Here is a 19062-nt window from a genome sequence, read left to right as displayed (position 1 = left end):
GTGGGCGGGTGGGCAAGCTTGGTGGGGTCCGGGGCGGAGCCCCGGGGACGGGCGCCTCTCACCCAACCGAGTCGGGCGGGCGGGTGGGCAAAACCCCTACGCCAACAACCCCCGCAACGGAAAAACAGCCCGCCGCGTAGCCAACACCGCCTGATCCAACCGATCCGCAGGGTCGTACCCCGCCTCCCACTCCCCCCACGACACCGGCCACCGCCCATCACTCATCCGCACCGGCGCCAACTGCCGAGTCCGAGCAAACACCTCCGCCCGCCAACTCTCCGGAATCACCGTCTCCGGCGCCACCTCCCTCCCCGCCACGATCCCCACCAGATGCGCCCACGACCGCGGCACCACCTCCACCACCGCGTAACCACCCCCACCCAACGCGACCCACTTCCCCCCGGCGTACTCATGAGCCAACTCATGACAAGCCACCTGCACGGCCCGCTGCGCATCCAGCGACACCGCCAAATGCGCCAGCGGATCCTCGAAATGCGTATCGGCCCCATGCTGAGTCACCAGCACATCCGGCCGGAAATCAGCGATCAGCTCCGGCACCACCGCATGGAACGCCCGCAACCACCCCGCATCCCCGGTCCCCGCCGGCAACGCCACATTCACCGCCGCCCCCGCCCCGGCCCCCGCCCCGGTCTCCTCCGGCCACCCGGTCTGCGGAAACAACGTCCGAGGATGCTCGTGCAACGAGATCGTCAGCACCCGCGGATCCTCCCAGAACGCGGCCTGCACCCCGTCCCCGTGATGCACGTCCACATCGACATAGGCGACCCGCTCAGCCCCCAGCTCCAACAACCGCGCAATGGCCAGCGACGCGTCGTTGTAGATACAGAACCCCGACGCACCACCCGGCATCGCATGATGCAACCCACCCGCGAAGTTCACCGCGTGCAGCGCGTCCCCCCGCCACACCGCCTCCGCCGCCCCCACCGACAACCCGGCGATGACCGACGACACCTCATGCATCCCCGGGAACGCCGGATCGTCCACCGTCCCCAGCCCATACCCCTGGTCAGCGGCCCCGGGATCCGCCGAAGCCGCCTTCACGGCCTCGACGTAGTCCTCCCGGTGCACCAGCCGCAACGTCGACTCCCCAGCCGGCTTCGCCCCCACGACCGGCATCTCCCGGTCGAGCCCGAGGGCACCCACCAGCTTCCGGGTCAGCTCCAGCCGTACCGGATCCATCGGATGGTCCGGACCGAAGTCATAGCCCGTTACTGCCTCGTCCCACATCAGCTGTGCGCGGCCGCTCATGCCCGCCACCGTATCGGTCCGGTTGAGCGACGAACGACCTGGCGTACACCAACGTCACCAGCACCAACACCATCGGGACCACCATCGCCCCCCGATAGCTCCACGCGTCCCCCAACGCCCCCACCAACGGCGACCCCACCAGGAACCCGACGTAGTTGAAGACGTTCAGCCGGGCGATGGCCGCATCCGACGCCCCGGGGAACAACCGCCCCGCCGCCGCGAAGGTCTGCGGCACCAGCACACACAGCCCCAGCCCCACCAACGTGAAGCCGCCCATCCCCACCCAGGCCCCCGGCGCCACCGCCACCACCGCGAACCCGGCCGCCGCCACCAGCGCGCCCAGCCGTACCACGGCCGCCGCCCCGAACCGCCGCACCCCGAAGTCCCCGATGGTGCGCCCGATCAGCGTGGTCACCATGTACACGTTGTACGGCACGGTCGCGAGCTGCTCGGAGCTCCCCAGCACGTCCTGCAGATACTTCGCACTCCAGTTGGAAACCGTCGAGTCCCCGATGTAGGCGAAGGACATCACCAGGCAGAGGGGCAGCAACAGCTTGAAGACGACACCCCCACCGTCCCTCCCCTTCTCCTCCGCGACGCCCCCGGCCCCGCTCCCGGCATCCTCGGGGCCCCCGTCGACGTACCACCGACTGGCCACCAGCGCCGCCGGCAGCAGCACCGCCACGACCGGCAGATACGACAGCCACAGCGCGAGATGCCAGTGCGCCCCCGCCCACGCCAGCGAGGCCCCCACGATCCCGCCAAGGCTGTACGCCGCATGGAAGCTCAGCATGATGCTGCGCCCGTACGTCCGCTGGAGGCTCACCCCGAGCATGTTCATCGAGGCGTCGAGCGCCCCCACGGCGAGCCCGAAGACGGCCAGGGCGACCCCCAGCACCGCCATCCCGTCCCCGGCGCCCACCCCGACCAGCGCCAGCAGCACCACCGGCTGCGACCACCGCAACAGCAGACTGGCCGGCACCCGCTTCACCAGCTGCTCGGTCGTCACGCTCCCGACCCCGGCCAGCACGGGCACCGCGGCGAGGAAGATCGGCAGCTGTCCGTCCGAGACGCCGTACCGGTCCTGGATCGCCGGAATCCGGGTCACGAGCAGAGCGAACGCGGCCCCCTGCGCAAAGAAGCTGAACGCCAAAGAGGCCCTACCGCGCCGCAGCACTTCTGTCATGGCGGCGAGCGTAGGGCCCCGGCGTACTCGTGGGTAGATCCAGCCAAAGATGAATTTCCCTCAGCTTTACTTCACGCCGACCAGAACACCGGCCGCACCGGCCTCCGCACCGGCCTCCGCACCGATCATCCCCACCATCGGCCCGGCCGCCAGCCCACCGCTCACCACGACCCCGGTCCCGATCGCCACGGCCATCACCACGGACCCCAGCCACACCATCGTGTCCACAGGCACCGTGTAGGCCCCTACGACCCGCACCACGCACTCCGCCAGCAGGACGACGCCCCAGACCACCGAGTAGACCCGCTCGGCCCGCAGGAAGGCCGCCGAGCGCTCCGACCCGCCCGACAGCAGCCGCTCCCAGGCGGCCTCACGGTCGGTCTTCCCCTTCACCAGGAAGGGCTTGAGCCCGGCGGTCATCATCGGCCGCCCCAGCCACACGGACACGAGGATCCCGATGCCGACCGTGCTGCTGAGCGCGCCGTCCTTGGCGAGCATCAGCCGCGGGTCGCCGGCGACGAAGCTGAGCAGCAGCCCGACGACGTTCACCAGCAGGATCAGCCCGGCGAGCCCGTTGGCCCTGCGCTCCTTGACGACGCTCCACACCGTCCGGACCGCGGGCCCGACGCTGCTCCAGGCGAGCGCCGCGAACGTACTCATCCCGAACGCGTTCTTGAACAGGTAGTACGACCCGATCGGCACCGCCACGTCCATGAGGAGCGGCACAAAGGCGTTCGTCTTCTTCGTCATGCCCTCAGCTTCGCCGCAGGCAGGGGTCCGCCAGTAGAAACGATCGTAAGCAACTCGGCATGACAAATGTCAGGCCAGCAGCCCGGTCAACTCCCCCATGCCGGAGAAGAGTTGCGTGGCACCCGCGAGCTTCGCGGCCGACGTCATCGCGGTGAACCCGAGCACGTCCATCCCGGCCGCCACCGCCGCCTGGACCCCGAGCGGAGAGTCCTCCACGACGACGCACCGCCCCGGAGCCACCCCCATCCGCTCGGCGGCATACAGGAACAGATCAGGCGCCGGCTTCCCCTTGCCCACGTCCTGCGAGCTGAAGATCCGCCCCTCGTCGAACCACCGGTCCAGCCCGGTCGTCCGATGCCCCACCCGGATCCGCTCATGACTGCCGGAGGACGCCACGCAGTACGGCACCTCGTCCGCCGCCAGCTTCTCCAGGACGTCCACGACCCCGCCCACGGCCTCCAACTCCCGCTCGAAGGCCGCGAACACCCTCCGGTGGAAGACGTCGTCGAACTCGGCCGGCAGCCGCTCACCCGTCCGTGCCTCGACCAGGTCGTGGACCCGGTGCATCGCCGACCCCATGTAGTCCCGGATGGAGTCCTCGTAGCTGGTGGGGTACCCGAGCTCGGTGAGATAGGCGGCCAGCAGCCGGTTGGAGATGGGTTCGCTGTCCACCAGGACGCCATCGTTGTCGAAGATCACCAGGTCGTAGCGCATGGAACAAACCCTAAACGCAGAAAACCCCCGCACCATACGGTGCGGGGGTTTCCCGGAATGATTGTTCGGCGGTGTCCTACTCTCCCACAGGGTCCCCCCTGCAGTACCATCGGCGCTGTGAGGCTTAGCTTCCGGGTTCGGAATGTAACCGGGCGTTTCCCTCACGCTATGACCACCGAAACACTATGAAACTGTTTCAGCCGCACCACGCTGTGGCAACGTGGGGCCGTTCGTGGTTTCAGAACCAACACAGTGGACGCGAGCAACTGAGGACAAGCCCTCGGCCTATTAGTACCGGTCACCTCCACACATTACTGTGCTTCCAGATCCGGCCTATCAACCCAGTCGTCTACTGGGAGCCTTACCCCATCAAGTGGGTGGGAATACTCATCTCGAAGCAGGCTTCCCGCTTAGATGCTTTCAGCGGTTATCCCTCCCGAACGTAGCCAACCAGCCATGCCCTTGGCAGAACAACTGGCACACCAGAGGTTCGTCCGTCCCGGTCCTCTCGTACTAGGGACAGCCCTTCTCAATATTCCTGCGCGCGCAGCGGATAGGGACCGAACTGTCTCACGACGTTCTAAACCCAGCTCGCGTACCGCTTTAATGGGCGAACAGCCCAACCCTTGGGACCGACTCCAGCCCCAGGATGCGACGAGCCGACATCGAGGTGCCAAACCATCCCGTCGATATGGACTCTTGGGGAAGATCAGCCTGTTATCCCCGGGGTACCTTTTATCCGTTGAGCGACGGCGCTTCCACAAGCCACCGCCGGATCACTAGTCCCGACTTTCGTCCCTGCTCGACCCGTCGGTCTCACAGTCAAGCTCCCTTGTGCACTTACACTCAACACCTGATTGCCAACCAGGCTGAGGGAACCTTTGGGCGCCTCCGTTACTCTTTAGGAGGCAACCGCCCCAGTTAAACTACCCATCAGACACTGTCCCTGATCCGGATCACGGACCCAGGTTAGACATCCAGCACGACCAGAGTGGTATTTCAACGACGACTCCACAACCACTGGCGTGGCCGCTTCAAAGTCTCCCACCTATCCTACACAAGCCGAACCGAACACCAATATCAAACTGTAGTAAAGGTCCCGGGGTCTTTCCGTCCTGCTGCGCGAAACGAGCATCTTTACTCGTAGTGCAATTTCACCGGGCCTATGGTTGAGACAGTCGAGAAGTCGTTACGCCATTCGTGCAGGTCGGAACTTACCCGACAAGGAATTTCGCTACCTTAGGATGGTTATAGTTACCACCGCCGTTTACTGGCGCTTAAGTTCTCAGCTTCGCCACACCGAAATGTGACTAACCGGTCCCCTTAACGTTCCAGCACCGGGCAGGCGTCAGTCCGTATACATCGCCTTACGGCTTCGCACGGACCTGTGTTTTTAGTAAACAGTCGCTTCTCGCTGGTCTCTGCGGCCACCCCCAGCTCGGGAAGCAAGTCCCCTCACCAGGCGTGGCCCCCCTTCTCCCGAAGTTACGGGGGCATTTTGCCGAGTTCCTTAACCATAGTTCACCCGAACGCCTCGGTATTCTCTACCTGACCACCTGAGTCGGTTTAGGGTACGGGCCGCCATGAAACTCGCTAGAGGCTTTTCTCGACAGCATAGGATCATCCACTTCACCACAATCGGCTCGGCATCAGGTCTCAGGCTGTATGAACGGCGGATTTGCCTACCGTTCGCCCTACACCCTTACCCCGGGACAACCACCGCCCGGGCTGGACTACCTTCCTGCGTCACCCCATCACTCACCTACTGCAAGTCTGGTCCGTCGGCTCCACCACTCCCCTTTGCCCGAAGGCTCCGGGGCGGCTTCACGGACTTAGCATCGCCTGGTTCGATGTTTGACGCTTCACAGCGGGTACCGGAATATCAACCGGTTATCCATCGACTACGCCTGTCGGCCTCGCCTTAGGTCCCGACTTACCCTGGGCAGATCAGCTTGACCCAGGAACCCTTAGTCAATCGGCGCACACGTTTCTCACGTGTGAATCGCTACTCATGCCTGCATTCTCACTCGTGAACCGTCCACAACTACCTTCCGGTGCTGCTTCACCCGGCACACGACGCTCCCCTACCCATCACAGCACCCGTTGGGGCTTATTGCTGCAATGACACGACTTCGGCGGTACGCTTGAGCCCCGCTACATTGTCGGCGCGGAATCACTAGACCAGTGAGCTATTACGCACTCTTTCAAGGGTGGCTGCTTCTAAGCCAACCTCCTGGTTGTCTCTGCGACTCCACATCCTTTCCCACTTAGCGTACGCTTAGGGGCCTTAGTCGATGCTCTGGGCTGTTTCCCTCTCGACCATGGAGCTTATCCCCCACAGTCTCACTGCCGTGCTCTCACTTACCGGCATTCGGAGTTTGGCTAAGGTCAGTAACCCGGTAGGGCCCATCGCCTATCCAGTGCTCTACCTCCGGCAAGAAACACACGACGCTGCACCTAAATGCATTTCGGGGAGAACCAGCTATCACGGAGTTTGATTGGCCTTTCACCCCTAACCACAGGTCATCCCCCAGGTTTTCAACCCTGGTGGGTTCGGTCCTCCACGAAGTCTTACCTCCGCTTCAACCTGCCCATGGCTAGATCACTCCGCTTCGGGTCTTGAGCGTGCTACTAAAACGCCCTGTTCGGACTCGCTTTCGCTACGGCTACCCCACCCGGGTTAACCTCGCAACACACCGCAAACTCGCAGGCTCATTCTTCAAAAGGCACGCAGTCACGAGGTAGGAACAAGTTCCTACCCGACGCTCCCACGGCTTGTAGGCACACGGTTTCAGGTACTATTTCACTCCGCTCCCGCGGTACTTTTCACCATTCCCTCACGGTACTATCCGCTATCGGTCACCAGGGAATATTTAGGCTTAGCGGGTGGTCCCGCCAGATTCACACGGGATTTCTCGGGCCCCGTGCTACTTGGGTGTTTCTCAAACGAGCCGTACAGATTTCGACTACGGGGGTCTTACCCTCTACGCCGGACCTTTCGCATGTCCTTCGCCTATCCATACGGTTTCTGACTCGCCGACCAGCCGGCAGACTGATCAAGAGAAATCCCACAACCCCGTATGCGCAACCCCTGCCGGGTCTCACACGCATACGGTTTGGCCTCATCCGGTTTCGCTCGCCACTACTCCCGGAATCACGGTTGTTTTCTCTTCCTGCGGGTACTGAGATGTTTCACTTCCCCGCGTTCCCTCCACACTGCCTATGTGTTCAGCAGCGGGTGACAGCCCATGACGACTGCCGGGTTTCCCCATTCGGAAACCCCCGGATCAAAGCCTGGTTGACGACTCCCCGGGGACTATCGTGGCCTCCCACGTCCTTCATCGGTTCCTGGTGCCAAGGCATCCACCGTGCGCCCTTAAAAACTTGGCCACAGATGCTCGCGTCCACTGTGCAGTTCTCAAACAACGACCAGCCACCCATCACCCCCAACCACACGGTCAGAGTTCACTGGGGCCGGCATCCGAGGGTTCATTCCCTCAGACACCCAACAGCGTGCCCGACCCGGTCCTTTCGTCCTCCCTGCGTTCCACGCCGAAGCAGTACTAGCAGAAGACATCCAGACCGTGCCGAATAATCAACGTTCCACCCATGAGCAACCACTCCGAGACATTCGCTCGAAGCTGGCTATGTGCTCCTTAGAAAGGAGGTGATCCAGCCGCACCTTCCGGTACGGCTACCTTGTTACGACTTCGTCCCAATCGCCAGTCCCACCTTCGACAGCTCCCTCCCACAAGGGGTTGGGCCACCGGCTTCGGGTGTTACCGACTTTCGTGACGTGACGGGCGGTGTGTACAAGGCCCGGGAACGTATTCACCGCAGCAATGCTGATCTGCGATTACTAGCAACTCCGACTTCATGGGGTCGAGTTGCAGACCCCAATCCGAACTGAGACAGGCTTTTTGAGATTCGCTCCACCTCACGGTTTCGCAGCTCTTTGTACCTGCCATTGTAGCACGTGTGCAGCCCAAGACATAAGGGGCATGATGACTTGACGTCGTCCCCACCTTCCTCCGAGTTGACCCCGGCGGTCTCCTGTGAGTCCCCATCACCCCGAAGGGCATGCTGGCAACACAGGACAAGGGTTGCGCTCGTTGCGGGACTTAACCCAACATCTCACGACACGAGCTGACGACAGCCATGCACCACCTGTACACCGACCACAAGGGGGCGACCATCTCTGGCCGTTTCCGGTGTATGTCAAGCCTTGGTAAGGTTCTTCGCGTTGCGTCGAATTAAGCCACATGCTCCGCTGCTTGTGCGGGCCCCCGTCAATTCCTTTGAGTTTTAGCCTTGCGGCCGTACTCCCCAGGCGGGGAACTTAATGCGTTAGCTGCGGCACCGACGACGTGGAATGTCGCCAACACCTAGTTCCCACCGTTTACGGCGTGGACTACCAGGGTATCTAATCCTGTTCGCTCCCCACGCTTTCGCTCCTCAGCGTCAGTAATGGCCCAGAGATCCGCCTTCGCCACCGGTGTTCCTCCTGATATCTGCGCATTTCACCGCTACACCAGGAATTCCGATCTCCCCTACCACACTCTAGCTAGCCCGTATCGAATGCAGACCCGGGGTTAAGCCCCGGGCTTTCACACCCGACGTGACAAGCCGCCTACGAGCTCTTTACGCCCAATAATTCCGGACAACGCTTGCGCCCTACGTATTACCGCGGCTGCTGGCACGTAGTTAGCCGGCGCTTCTTCTGCAGGTACCGTCACTTTCGCTTCTTCCCTGCTGAAAGAGGTTTACAACCCGAAGGCCGTCATCCCTCACGCGGCGTCGCTGCATCAGGCTTTCGCCCATTGTGCAATATTCCCCACTGCTGCCTCCCGTAGGAGTCTGGGCCGTGTCTCAGTCCCAGTGTGGCCGGTCGCCCTCTCAGGCCGGCTACCCGTCGTCGCCTTGGTGAGCCATTACCTCACCAACAAGCTGATAGGCCGCGGGCTCATCCTTCACCGCCGGAGCTTTCGACCCTCACAGATGCCTGCGAGAGTGATATCCGGTATTAGACCCCGTTTCCAGGGCTTGTCCCAGAGTGAAGGGCAGATTGCCCACGTGTTACTCACCCGTTCGCCACTAATCCACCCCGAAGGGCTTCATCGTTCGACTTGCATGTGTTAAGCACGCCGCCAGCGTTCGTCCTGAGCCAGGATCAAACTCTCCGTGAATGTTTACCGGTAATCCGGTGCACACATCACGAGAGCGGAACAGTCGGAGGAATGATCCGACTGTTCACAGCGTCCTCGCTGTGTTTTTTCAAAGGAACCTCATCCTCGGCTATCACTGCCGGGGACGGGGTATCAACTAATCTGGCGTTGATTTTTGGCACGCTGTTGAGTTCTCAAGGAACGAAAGCTTCCTTTGTACTTGCCTGAGAGACTCTCTCAGGTTTTCCTCCGGGCTTCCCTTCGGTCTTGCGTTTCCGACTCTATCAGATCTTTTCTCGATCCGATTTCCTCGGTGCTTTCCAGGTCTTCGCTCTCGCGTTTCCCTTTCCGGCGGTTCCGACTCTATCAGATCCTTTCGGCGTCTGATTCCCAGTCAGCGGGGTTTGTCTTCCCGGCCCTTCGGCCGTTCCGACGAGTGAGACTTTAGCGGATTCCCGGCTCCCGAAGCCAATCGGGGCCCGTGTCCTTTCGAACGCGGATTCCTCATTTCGCGAATACGCACGCCAATGACGCGACGGCAGACAGCACGACTGCTCGTCGAGAAGTGGTTGGTACTTGCGGAATGGCTGTCCGGGGACCGACCGGAGTCGGCGCTCACGTCGGACAACTCGGAGAACACTACGTATCGGTCCTGGGTGTGTCAACCCACGTCCCACGGGCACCCTCGGGGCGTACTGTGGACGTCATGACCACGCGTACGTGCACCCAGCTCTGGTGGGCCGCCTGACGGCGGCCGCGCTCACGTATGCGTTCAACGGCCGCCGCCTCGGCGGCCGTTTCTCGTATCCCCCTCCGGGACTCCGAGGGTCGGGCCGGCCGGGACGGCGGCCCCGACCGGAGACGTCCAGTAGGAGGAGTGGAGATGACGAGGGTCTTCAGCGGGATCAAGCCGACCGGGCATCTGACCCTGGGGAACTACCTGGGGGCCATGCGGCAGTGGGTCCAGGCCGACCAGTACCGCTCGGACGCGTTGTTCTGCGTGGTCGATCTGCACGCGCTGACCGTGGACCACGATCCGGCGCGGGTGCGCCGGCTGAGTCGGCAGGCGGCGACGCTGCTCCTGGCGGCGGGACTGGATCCCGAGCTGTGCACGCTCTTCGTACAGAGTCATGTCGACGAGCACGCGCGGCTGTCGTATCTGCTGGAGTGCGTGGCCACCGACGGCGAGATGCGGCGGATGATCCAGTACAAGGTGAAGGCCGCGCGGGAGCGGGAGCGCGGGGGGAGCGTGCGGCTGTCGCTGCTGACGTATCCGGTGCTGATGGCGGCGGACATCCTGGCGTACGGGACCGACGAGGTGCCGGTGGGGGACGACCAGGCGCAGCATGTGGAGCTGGCGCGGGATCTGGCGGTGCGGTTCAACCAGCGGTACGGGCACACGTTCGTGGTGCCCAGGGCGACGGTGCCTGCGGTGGCGGCGCGGGTGATGAACCTCCAGGAGCCGGGGTCGAAGATGGGGAAGAGCGATGACTCCGGGACGGGGATCGTCTATCTGCTCGACGAACCCGATGTGGTGCGGAAGAAGATCATGCGGGCCGTCACGGACAGCGGGCGGGAGGTCGTGTACGACCGGGAGGGACGGCCTGGGGTCGCGAATCTGCTGGAGATCCTGGCCGCCTGTACGGACGGGAACCCGGCCGAGCTGGCGTCCGTTCATCGGTCGTACGGCGCTTTGAAAGCGGCTGTGGCGGAGGCCGTGGTCGAGGTGTTGCGGCCGGTGCGGGCCCGGCATCAGGAGTTGTGTGCGGATCCCGGCTATGTCGAGGGGGTGCTCCGGGATGGGGCGAACAAGGCGCGGGAGATGGCGCGTCCGGTAGTGGACGCCGCTTATCGCGCGATCGGGTTGCTGCCGCCGGTGGCTGAGGCGGAGCCCGTGTCGGGTGGGGTGCTGAACGCGGCTCGGTAGGCGCGTGGGCTGGTGGCGAGGCGCGAGGCGAAGTGCTGGCGCATCGTGACCTCGCTGCCGAAGCCGGCGCGGCGGGCGACCTCGGGCATGGGGAGGTCGGTGCGTTCGAGGAGTTTCTGGGCTGCCGCGATGCGCTGGTCGAGGAGCCAGCTGAGGGGGGTGGTGCCGGTGGCGGCGGTGAAGTGGCGGGCGAAGCTGCGGGGGGACATACCCGCGTGAGCCGCCAGGTCGGCGACGGTGAGTGGTTCGTGCAGTCGGCGCAGGGCGTGTTCGCGTACGGCGGCGAGGGTGTCGGCGTCGCGGTCGGCGGGCGTCGTCGGGTGCTCGATGAACTGGGCCTGGGAGCCGGTGCGGAAGGGCGCGGTGACCATCGAGCGGGCGATGGTGGCGGCGGCTTCCGCGCCGTGGGAGCGGCGGACCAGATGGAGGCAGAGGTCGATGCCGGCTGCCGTGCCCGCGGCGGTCCAGATGTTGTCGTCCTCGATGAAGAGGGCGTCGGGGACGACGCTGACCTGGGGGTGGTGGCTGCGGAGGAGGTCGATGAGGTTCCAGTGGGTGATCGCGCGGCGGCCGTCGAGGAGGCCTGCCTGGGCGAGGGTGAAGGCTCCGCCGCAGAGTGCGGCGAGGGTGGTGCCGCGGGCGTGGGCGCGGCGGAGTGCGTCGAGGACGGGGGTGGGTGCGGGGGTGAGGTGGTCGTCGAGGCCGGGGACGAGGATCAGGTCGGCGCGGGTGAGCCAGGCCAGGGTGCGGTCGGGGTGCAGGGCGAGTCCGCCGCGCATCGGGACGGGGGTGGTGTCGGTGGCGACGCGGCGCAGGTCGAAGGCGGGGGCGCCGCGGTCGGTGCGGTCGGTGCCCCAGACCTCGGTGATGACGGAGACGTCGAAGGCGCGGATACCGGGGAAGGCGACGAGGGCTACGCGGTGGGTGGGTGAGCCGGGGGCCATGGCTGGCAGTAAACCATCGATCGATGACTTCCATGCCTCTGGGGCGGGTCCGGTGCCGGCGGCAGGATCGTGGGCATGGACATCGCGGAGAACGCAGCACTGGTGGTCGTGGACGTGCAGAAGGGCTTCGAGGAGGCCGGTTTCTGGGGGGCGCGGAACAACCCGGGGGCCGATGACAACATCGCCGCGCTGATCGACGTATGGCAGGCGTCGGGGCGGCCGGTGGTGTTCGTGCGGCATGACTCGGTGAAGCCCGGGTCGCCGTTGCGGCTCGGGTACGAGGGGAACGAGCTGAAGTCGTACGTGGAGGAGAGGAGGGGCAAGGGTGCCGGTGCCGAGCTGTTCGTCACGAAGACCGTGAACTCGGCTTTCCTCGGGACGCCGGATCTGGGGGCCTGGCTCGGGGCCGCGGGGATCTCGCAGATCGTGCTGGCCGGGATCCAGACCAACATGTGTGTGGAGACGACGGCCCGTATGGGCGGGAATCTCGGGTACGACGTGGTGGTGGCGTACGACGCCACGCACACGTTCGACCTGGAGGGGCCGTTCGGCTGGCGGCGGAGTGCGGAGGAGCTGGCGCAGGCGTCGGCGGTGTCGCTGCACGGGGGCGGGTTCGCGCGGGTGGTGACCACCCGGGAGGTGGTGGACGCGGCGCGGTGACCGCCCCCGGTCGCGGGAGGGTCAGTCCTTCTTGCCGGAGGCCAGCTGGCGGCTGCGGTCGCGGGCGGCCTCCAGGGCGGCGATGAGGGCGGCCCGTACGCCGTGGTTCTCCAGTTCGCGGATGGCGTTGATGGTGGTGCCGGCGGGGGAGGTGACGTTCTCGCGGAGCTTGACGGGGTGTTCGCCGCTGTCGCGGAGCATGGTCGCGGCGCCGATCGCGGACTGGACGATGAGGTCGTGGGCCTTGTCGCGGGGCAGGCCGAGGAGGATGCCGGCGTCGGTCATGGCTTCGACCAGGTAGAAGAAGTAGGCCGGGCCGGAGCCGGAGAGGGCGGTGCAGGCGTCCTGCTGGTTCTCGGGGACGCGGAGGGTCTTGCCGACGGAGCCGAAGATCTCCTCGGCGTGGGCGAGGTGGTCGGCGGTGGCGTGGCTGCCGCCGGAGATGACGGACATGGCCTCGTCGACGAGGGCGGGGGTGTTCGTCATGACGCGGACGACGGGCGTGCCGGGGGCGAGGCGTTCCTCGAAGAAGGAGGTCGGGATGCCGGCGGCGCCGCTGATGATCAGGCGGTCGGCGGGGACCTGGCCGGCGAGTTCGTCGAGGAGGGTGCCCATGTCCTGCGGCTTGACCGTGAGGATGAGGGTGTCGGCGGTCTTGGCGGCTTCCGCGTTGGTGACCGGGGTGACGCCGTAGCGGGTGCGGAGTTCCTCGGCGCGTTCGGGGCGGCGGGCGGTGACGAGGAGGTCGGCCGGGGGCCAGCCGCCTCGGATCATTCCGCTGAGCAGGGCTTCGCCGATTTTTCCGGTGCCGAGGACTGCGACTTTCTGGGTCATGGTGCGGGGCCCTCCGGGGGTTGCGTCGTCCGGGTTCATCCTCGCACCGGTCCGGGGTGGTGCGGGGTGCTTGTCCGGTGGGCGGACGTCGGTCTCTCGCCCCCGCCACCCTCAGGCTGTCCGGCGTCGCAGTGTCGCCGCGCCGAGGATGAGGACCAGGAGGGCGCAGCCGCCGACGATCAGGGTGTCCCGTACGAAGGTGGCCGTCATGTCGGTGTGGGTGAGGACCTCGTTCATGCCGTCGACGGCGTAGGACATGGGGAGGACGTCGGAGAGGGTTTCCAGGGCGGGGTGCATGGTGTCGCGGGGCGCGAAGAGGCCGCAGAGGAGGAGTTGGGGGAAGATCACCGCCGGCATGAACTGGACGGCCTGGAACTCGGAGGCGGCGAAGGCGGAGACGAAGAGGCCGAGGGCGGTGCCGAGGAGGGCGTCCAGGAGGGCCACGAGGAGGAGGAGCCAGGGGGAGCCGATGACGTCCAGGTCGAGGAACCAGACGGCGAGGGCGGTGGCGAGGGCGGACTGGATGATCGCGAGGGTGCCGAAGGCGAGGGCGTAGCCGGCGATCAGGTCGCCTTTGCCGAGGGGCATGGCGAGGAGGCGTTCGAGGGTGCCCGAGGTGCGTTCCCGCAGGGTGGCGATGGAGGTGACGAGGAACATCGTGATGAGCGGGAAGATGCCGAGGAGGGAGGCGCCGATGCTGTCGAAGGTGCGCGGGCTGCCGTCGAAGACGTAGCGCAGCAGGACCAGCATCAGGCAGGGGATGAGGAGGAGCAGCGCGATCGTGCGGGGGTCGTGGCGGAGCTGGCGCAGGACGCGGGCGGCGGTGGCGGTGGTGCGGGAGGCGTTGAGGCCGCGGGTGGGGGCGGCGGGTGCGGTGGTCATCGGGTGGTCTCCTTGGCGCGGGCGGCGTCGGCCGCCTGGTCGACCAGGTGCAGGAAGGCGGCTTCGACGGTGTCGGCGCCGGTGCGGGTGCGCAGGGAGTCGGGGGTGCCGTCGGCGAGGATCTCGCCGGTGCGCATCAGCAGCAGGCGGTGGCAGCGTTCGGCCTCGTCCATGACGTGGGAGGAGATGAGGAGGGTGGCGCCGCGGGTGTCGGCGATGTGGTGGAAGAGGGCCCACAGGTCGCGGCGGAGGACGGGGTCGAGTCCGACGGTGGGTTCGTCGAGGACGAGGAGTTCGGGGGTGCCGAGGAGGGCGACGGCGAGGGAGACGCGGCCGCGCTGACCGCCGGAGAGGTTGCCGGCGAGGGCGTCGGCGTGGGTGGTGAGGTCGACGTCGGCGATGGCTCGGGTGACGTGGTCGTGGCGGCGGTCGGCGGCGGCGCGGCCGGGGTCGAGGATCGCGGCGAAGTAGTCGAGGTTCTGGCGGACGGTGAGGTCGTCGTAGACGGAGGGGGCCTGGGTGACGTAGCCGATGCGGGTGCGCAGCGCGGGGTGGCCGGCGGGGTGGCCGAGGACGTCGAGGGTGCCGGTGACCTTGGCCTGGGTGCCGACGACGGCGCGCATCAGGGTGGACTTGCCGCAGCCGGAGGGGCCGAGGAGGCCGGTGATCCGGCCGCGCGGGACGGTGAAGCCGAGGGAGCGCAGGACGGTGCGGGGGCCGCGGGCGACGGTGAGGTCGTGGGCGGTGATGGCGGGGCCGGTGTCGGGTGGGCCGGGCGGCCCGGGCACAGAATTCATCATGTGATGAATAATCCTCGCGGGGCGGCGGGCCGTCAAGCGGCTTGGGCGGGTGGGCGGCCCGGGGCGGGTGGGTGCGTACGGCGGCGCAGGCGCGCGTGGGTGGGATTGGAAGCGGACGGTCCGCTTCCTGTGCCTCGGCCCGCACGCGTCCCGTGCACGAACCCCTGCCCCAGCCGCTCGCGTTAACCGACAATGGAATTCATGACGCCGTGCCCTCCCCCGGTGCGGCGCGCCCACGCATCTCCCGTTCCCTACCGGAGGTGCCGTCCATGCTGTCCCGTCGTCTGCGCGAGGTCGCCCAGGCCGATCTGTGCGCTTCTCTTGTCGTCTTCCTCGTCGCCCTGCCGCTGTGCGTCGGGGTGGCCATGGCCTCGGGTGTGCCCGCCGAGCTGGGGCTGGTCACCGGAATCGTGGGCGGGCTGGTCGCCGGGCTGCTGCCCGGCAGCAGCCTCCAGGTGAGCGGGCCGGCGGCCGGGCTCACCGTGCTGGTCTTCGAGGCCGTCCGCGCCTACGGGCTCGAGTCGCTCGGGGCGATCGTGCTCGCCTCGGGGCTGGTGCAGCTCGCGCTCGGGGCGCTGCGCCTCGGGCGGTGGTTCCGGGCGGTGTCGGTGGCCGTCGTGCAGGGGATGCTCGCCGGGATCGGGCTGGTGCTGGTCGCCGGGCAGGTGTACGCCCTCGGGGACGCGGCCGCTCCGCCGGGCGGCCCCGGGAAGCTCGCCGGGCTGGTGGCGCTGCCGGGGCGGGTGGATCCGGTGGCGTTGTCGGTGGGGGCTGTCACCCTGGTCGTACTGCTGCTGTGGAGGCGGTGGCGGCGGGGCGCGCGGCTGGTTCCGGCGCCGTTGGTGGCGGTGGCGGTGGCGTCGGCGGTGACCTGGGGGTTCGACCTGGAGGTGCGGCGGGTCCGGGTGCAGGGGCTGTGGGAGGTCGTCCGGATGCCGCAGGCGGCGGATCTCGGGCGGCTGACGGAGGTGGGGGTGATCGGGACCGTCGTGGCGTTCGCGCTGATCGCGTCGGCGGAGTCGCTGTTCAGCGCGGCCGCGGTGGACCGGCTGCATGACGGGAGGAGGACGGACTACGACCGGGAGCTGATGGCGCAGGGCGCGGGCAACGCGGTGTGCGGGGTGCTGGGCGCGCTGCCGATGACGGCGGTGATCGTGCGGAGCGCGGCGAACGTGCAGGCCGGGGCGCGGACCAAGGCGTCGCGGGTGCTGCACGGGGTGTGGCTGCTGCTGTTCACGGCCGTGGTGCCCGGGGTGCTGGGGGTCATTCCGGTGGCGGCGCCGGCCGCGCTGCTCGTGTACGCCGGGTGCAAGCTCGTGCCGGTGCGCGAGGTGCGAGCGCTGTGGGGCGGGCATCGGGGGGAGCTGCTCGTGCTCGGGGTGACGGCGGTGGCGATCGTCGTGGGGAACCTGTTCGAGGGGGTGCTGGTCGGGCTGGCGCTCGCCGTCGCCAAGACGGCGTGGGAGATCAGCCATGTGCAGGTGGAGACCGAGGACCGGGGGGAGGCCGGGATCGTGGTGCGGGTGCTGGGGCACGCGACGTTCCTGCGGCTGCCGAAGCTGCTGGACGCGTTGGACGCGCTGCCGGCCGACCGGGAGGTGCGGCTGGACCTGGGTGGGCTGCGGCATGTGGACCACGCGTGCGCGGCGGCCCTGGAGAGCTGGGCCACCGCGCGGGAACGGCGGGCGACGGGGCGTCAGGGGGATGAGGTGGCGGCGGGGAGCCCGGCGTCCTGAAGGGGTTCAGGCCTCGTGGGGTGTGGTGGCGAGGAGGAGTTCGACGTCGTACGTCTCCTCGATCGTCCCGTCGGGGAACGCGGCGAGGAGATGGCGGTGTTCCTCGGAGAGGAAGGCTGCGGTGCTCTCCTCGTCGTGGACCAGGAAGAGCGAGTGGCTACTGATGTTGGCCAAATGGAGGTCGAGGGGGACGCGGCGGCTCCAGCGGACCGTGCGGTGGGTGAAGTCGAGGCCGCCGGTGGGGCCGGCCAGGGCGGCGGGGCTGCCGTCTCCGTTGTTCTGCACGACGTGGTCCATGCCGAAGAGTTGCTGCATGCGGACGGCCTGGGCCTCGATCCAGGGCACGTCGACCGCGCTGGTGTTCCACCACAGGGCCAGCGCGCCGCCCGGCCGCAGCACGCGCAGCGCCTCCGGGACCGCGAGGGCCGGGTCGGTCCAGTGCCAGGACTGGGCGTAGGTGAGCAGGTCCAGGGAGGCGGTGGCGAGGGGGAGGTGGTTGCCGTCGCCGCGGACGACCGGGACGCCGGGGAGGCCGTGGCGGAACTGCGCCGCCATGCCCTCCCCCGGTTCGACGGCGACGACCTCGGCGCCGCGGGCGTGCAGCAGGGCGGTGGCTATGCCGGTGCCCGCGCCGACGTCCGCGACCCGGGCGCCGGCCAGGGGGCGGCCGGTGAGGGTCTCGATCGTGTCGAGGAGGGCGGCCGGGTAGGAGGGGCGGTTCGCGGCGTACTGGGCCGCGGCGGCGTTGAAGGAGTGGGCGCGAGCCTGGGTCCGGGATGCGGGGGAGGCCGTCATACGTCCATGGTGAACCGGGGGCGGGCGATCAGGCGGCGGTTTCCCGCGCGCGGAGGAGGAAGGTGACGTGGTCGGCGGCGGGCAGGGTGCCGTTGCCGTTGCCGACCCTCGCGCCGCCCTCGGGGACGTCGTGGCGCTTCCCGTCCACGGTGACGGCATCGAGTTTCCGTACGACGCCGACCACCCAGGGCGCGGGGCGGGGTTGAGCGGTGACGGGGGCGGCTGATGCGTCCCTGGCACGGGGACGCCGGATGCCGGTCGGACGTTCAGCGGCGGCGGCGCTTCTTCGACGGGTTGCCGGTGCGGCGCTCGGCGCGCTTGTCGTGCTGCTTGAGCGCGGTCTCGTACTCCTCGCGGTGGAGTCTCTCGCCGGGGGCCTCGATGAGGGCGCGGAAGAAGTAGGCGGCGAGGGAGCCGACGAAGCCGATGGCCAGCAGGCCCCGCAGGGAGGCCTGGCGGTCGGGGTCGGGGCGCTTGGCGAAGCCGTCCCAGGTGGTGCGGAAGGCGAGCGCGCTGCAGACGGTGAACATGACCACCACGAGCAGGGTGACGAAGCTGCCGGTCTCGGCGATCGCCAGGCCCTCGTAGGCGAAGCGCAGGACGAGACAGGAGGCGACGGTGGCGGCGAGTGCGCCGACGGCCACGGCGAGACGGCGGACGGTGTAGCCCCGGTCGTGCTCCACCCAGGTGGTGCCGAAGAAGCGCAGGGCCTCGGGGCGGGGGCCGCCGGGGGCCACCGGCCGGTCGGCGGACGTGTCCTGCGTGCCGTGGGCGTCCCGGGTGTCCCGGGAGCCCGCCGGGGTGTCCGGGGTGCCGTTCTCGTCGCTCACGGGACGATTATGGCTCCGGTCGGCGGCAGAGCTCCCGGGTGGGTCGCCTCGGGATGCCTCAGGATCTCCCGGGATCCCTCGGAATCAGGAGCAGCGCGAGGCGACGTAGCCGTCGCTGCCGGTGTGGACGTAGGAGTCGGAGACGTACTCCCCGCTGGCGATGTTGTCCCAGATGTTCGAGGTGCCGTACGGGCCGGTCACCGTCGTGCCGGGCGTCTGGCAGTAGATCGGCACCTTGGAGCCCTCGGCCAGGACGCGCACCACGCTGTAGCCCGTGCCGGGACCGCTGCGGACGTTCAGCCGGACGCCCGGGGCGATCGGGTAGTAGGTGACGGCCGCCGCGGCCGCCGTGACGACGGCCTCCGACTCGCCGGTGTTCTCGGCCTCTTCCACACGGTCGACAGACATGCGAAACCTCCCCCGTTGGACCCCATGACTGCCATGGGGTCACCTTCATTCCCCTAAAACACGCCATGAAACACATGTACGTGATTCGTACGCGGAGGCTAGCAAGCCGCCTCTGTCCCGTAGAAGTCATCGACTAGGCTCCGTGCGTCGCGCGCGCGGAGA

General features: G+C 67.3%; 14 protein-coding genes and 3 rRNA genes. 3 read left to right on the top strand and 14 right to left on the bottom strand.

Annotation, left to right across the window (positions count from 1 at the left end):
* Positions 1-96: 96 nt before the first annotated feature.
* The 7 genes from ACYQ8Q_RS26470 to ACYQ8Q_RS26440 form a co-directional block, all read right to left on the bottom strand.
* Positions 97-1269 (bottom strand): acetoin utilization protein AcuC, encoded by a 1173-nt coding sequence (locus ACYQ8Q_RS26470; RefSeq protein WP_460068318.1) that lies wholly within the window; start codon positions 1267-1269, stop codon positions 97-99.
* Positions 1220-2455, bottom strand: a complete 1236-nt coding sequence (locus ACYQ8Q_RS26465) for an MFS transporter (protein WP_460068317.1) — start codon at positions 2453-2455, stop codon at positions 1220-1222. The genes ACYQ8Q_RS26470 and ACYQ8Q_RS26465 overlap by 50 nt, the downstream gene beginning before the upstream one ends.
* Before the next feature lie 66 nt (positions 2456-2521).
* Positions 2522-3205, bottom strand: coding sequence for a VC0807 family protein (locus ACYQ8Q_RS26460; protein WP_460068315.1), 684 nt, complete (start codon positions 3203-3205; stop codon positions 2522-2524).
* A gap of 69 nt (positions 3206-3274) precedes the next feature.
* Positions 3275-3919, bottom strand: coding sequence for an HAD family hydrolase (locus ACYQ8Q_RS26455; RefSeq protein ID WP_460068314.1), 645 nt, complete (start codon positions 3917-3919; stop codon positions 3275-3277).
* A 63-nt stretch (positions 3920-3982) separates the two neighbouring features.
* Positions 3983-4099: ribosomal RNA gene (rrf, locus tag ACYQ8Q_RS26450) — 5S ribosomal RNA — on the bottom strand.
* Positions 4100-4187: 88 nt separating this feature from the next.
* Positions 4188-7309 (bottom strand): 23S ribosomal RNA (locus tag ACYQ8Q_RS26445).
* A gap of 270 nt (positions 7310-7579) precedes the next feature.
* Positions 7580-9105, bottom strand: a 16S ribosomal RNA gene (locus ACYQ8Q_RS26440).
* Together the 16S, 23S and 5S rRNA genes form the textbook arrangement of a ribosomal RNA operon.
* An 862-nt stretch (positions 9106-9967) precedes the next feature.
* Between ACYQ8Q_RS26440 and trpS the strand changes: the two genes are divergently transcribed.
* Entirely contained in the window at positions 9968-11011 is a 1044-nt protein-coding gene (gene trpS / locus ACYQ8Q_RS26435; RefSeq protein ID WP_460068313.1) for a tryptophan--tRNA ligase, read from the top strand.
* On the opposite strand, the gene ACYQ8Q_RS26430 is transcribed toward trpS, so the two are convergent.
* Positions 10933-11955 (bottom strand): GlxA family transcriptional regulator, encoded by a 1023-nt coding sequence (locus ACYQ8Q_RS26430; protein WP_460068312.1) that lies wholly within the window; start codon positions 11953-11955, stop codon positions 10933-10935. The genes trpS and ACYQ8Q_RS26430 overlap by 79 nt on opposite strands.
* Before the next feature lie 75 nt (positions 11956-12030).
* On the opposite strand from ACYQ8Q_RS26430, the gene ACYQ8Q_RS26425 reads away from it, so the two are divergent.
* Positions 12031-12615 carry a cysteine hydrolase family protein gene (locus tag ACYQ8Q_RS26425; protein ID WP_460068311.1) on the top strand — a complete coding sequence of 195 codons (585 nt, stop codon included), beginning with the start codon at positions 12031-12033 and terminating at the stop codon, positions 12613-12615.
* 21 nt (positions 12616-12636) lie between these two features.
* Here the strand turns inward: ACYQ8Q_RS26425 and proC are convergent, their stop codons facing one another.
* The 3 genes from proC to ACYQ8Q_RS26410 all read right to left on the bottom strand — a co-directional run bounded on the left by proC (position 12637) and on the right by ACYQ8Q_RS26410 (position 15131).
* Complete coding sequence (gene proC / locus ACYQ8Q_RS26420) at positions 12637-13449, bottom strand: pyrroline-5-carboxylate reductase (protein ID WP_358996185.1); 813 nt, start codon at positions 13447-13449, stop codon at positions 12637-12639.
* A gap of 111 nt (positions 13450-13560) precedes the next feature.
* On the bottom strand, positions 13561-14331 hold the full coding sequence (locus tag ACYQ8Q_RS26415; RefSeq protein ID WP_460068310.1) for an ABC transporter permease: 771 nt from the start codon (positions 14329-14331) through the stop codon (positions 13561-13563).
* On the bottom strand, positions 14328-15131 hold the full coding sequence (locus ACYQ8Q_RS26410; protein WP_460068309.1) for an ABC transporter ATP-binding protein: 804 nt from the start codon (positions 15129-15131) through the stop codon (positions 14328-14330). The genes ACYQ8Q_RS26415 and ACYQ8Q_RS26410 overlap by 4 nt, the downstream gene beginning before the upstream one ends.
* 269 nt (positions 15132-15400) lie before the next feature.
* Here ACYQ8Q_RS26410 and ACYQ8Q_RS26405 point away from each other — a divergent pair, with 269 nt between their 5' ends.
* Positions 15401-16867 (top strand): SulP family inorganic anion transporter, encoded by a 1467-nt coding sequence (locus ACYQ8Q_RS26405; RefSeq protein ID WP_460068308.1) that lies wholly within the window; start codon positions 15401-15403, stop codon positions 16865-16867.
* Positions 16868-16873: 6 nt separating this feature from the next.
* Here ACYQ8Q_RS26405 and ACYQ8Q_RS26400 read toward each other — a convergent pair whose 3' ends face one another.
* The 3 genes from ACYQ8Q_RS26400 to ACYQ8Q_RS26390 form a co-directional block, all read right to left on the bottom strand.
* Complete coding sequence (locus ACYQ8Q_RS26400) at positions 16874-17662, bottom strand: class I SAM-dependent methyltransferase (protein WP_460068307.1); 789 nt, start codon at positions 17660-17662, stop codon at positions 16874-16876.
* Between the two features lie 266 nt (positions 17663-17928).
* On the bottom strand, positions 17929-18492 hold the full coding sequence (locus ACYQ8Q_RS26395) for an EamA/RhaT family transporter (RefSeq protein ID WP_460068306.1): 564 nt from the start codon (positions 18490-18492) through the stop codon (positions 17929-17931).
* Positions 18493-18576: 84 nt separating this feature from the next.
* Positions 18577-18900, bottom strand: coding sequence for an SH3 domain-containing protein (locus ACYQ8Q_RS26390; protein ID WP_460068305.1), 324 nt, complete (start codon positions 18898-18900; stop codon positions 18577-18579).
* Positions 18901-19062: the final 162 nt, after the last annotated feature.

The organism is Streptomyces sp. YKOK-I1 (genome assembly GCF_054660435.1).
This window is presented reverse-complemented; position numbering and strand designations above follow the sequence as displayed.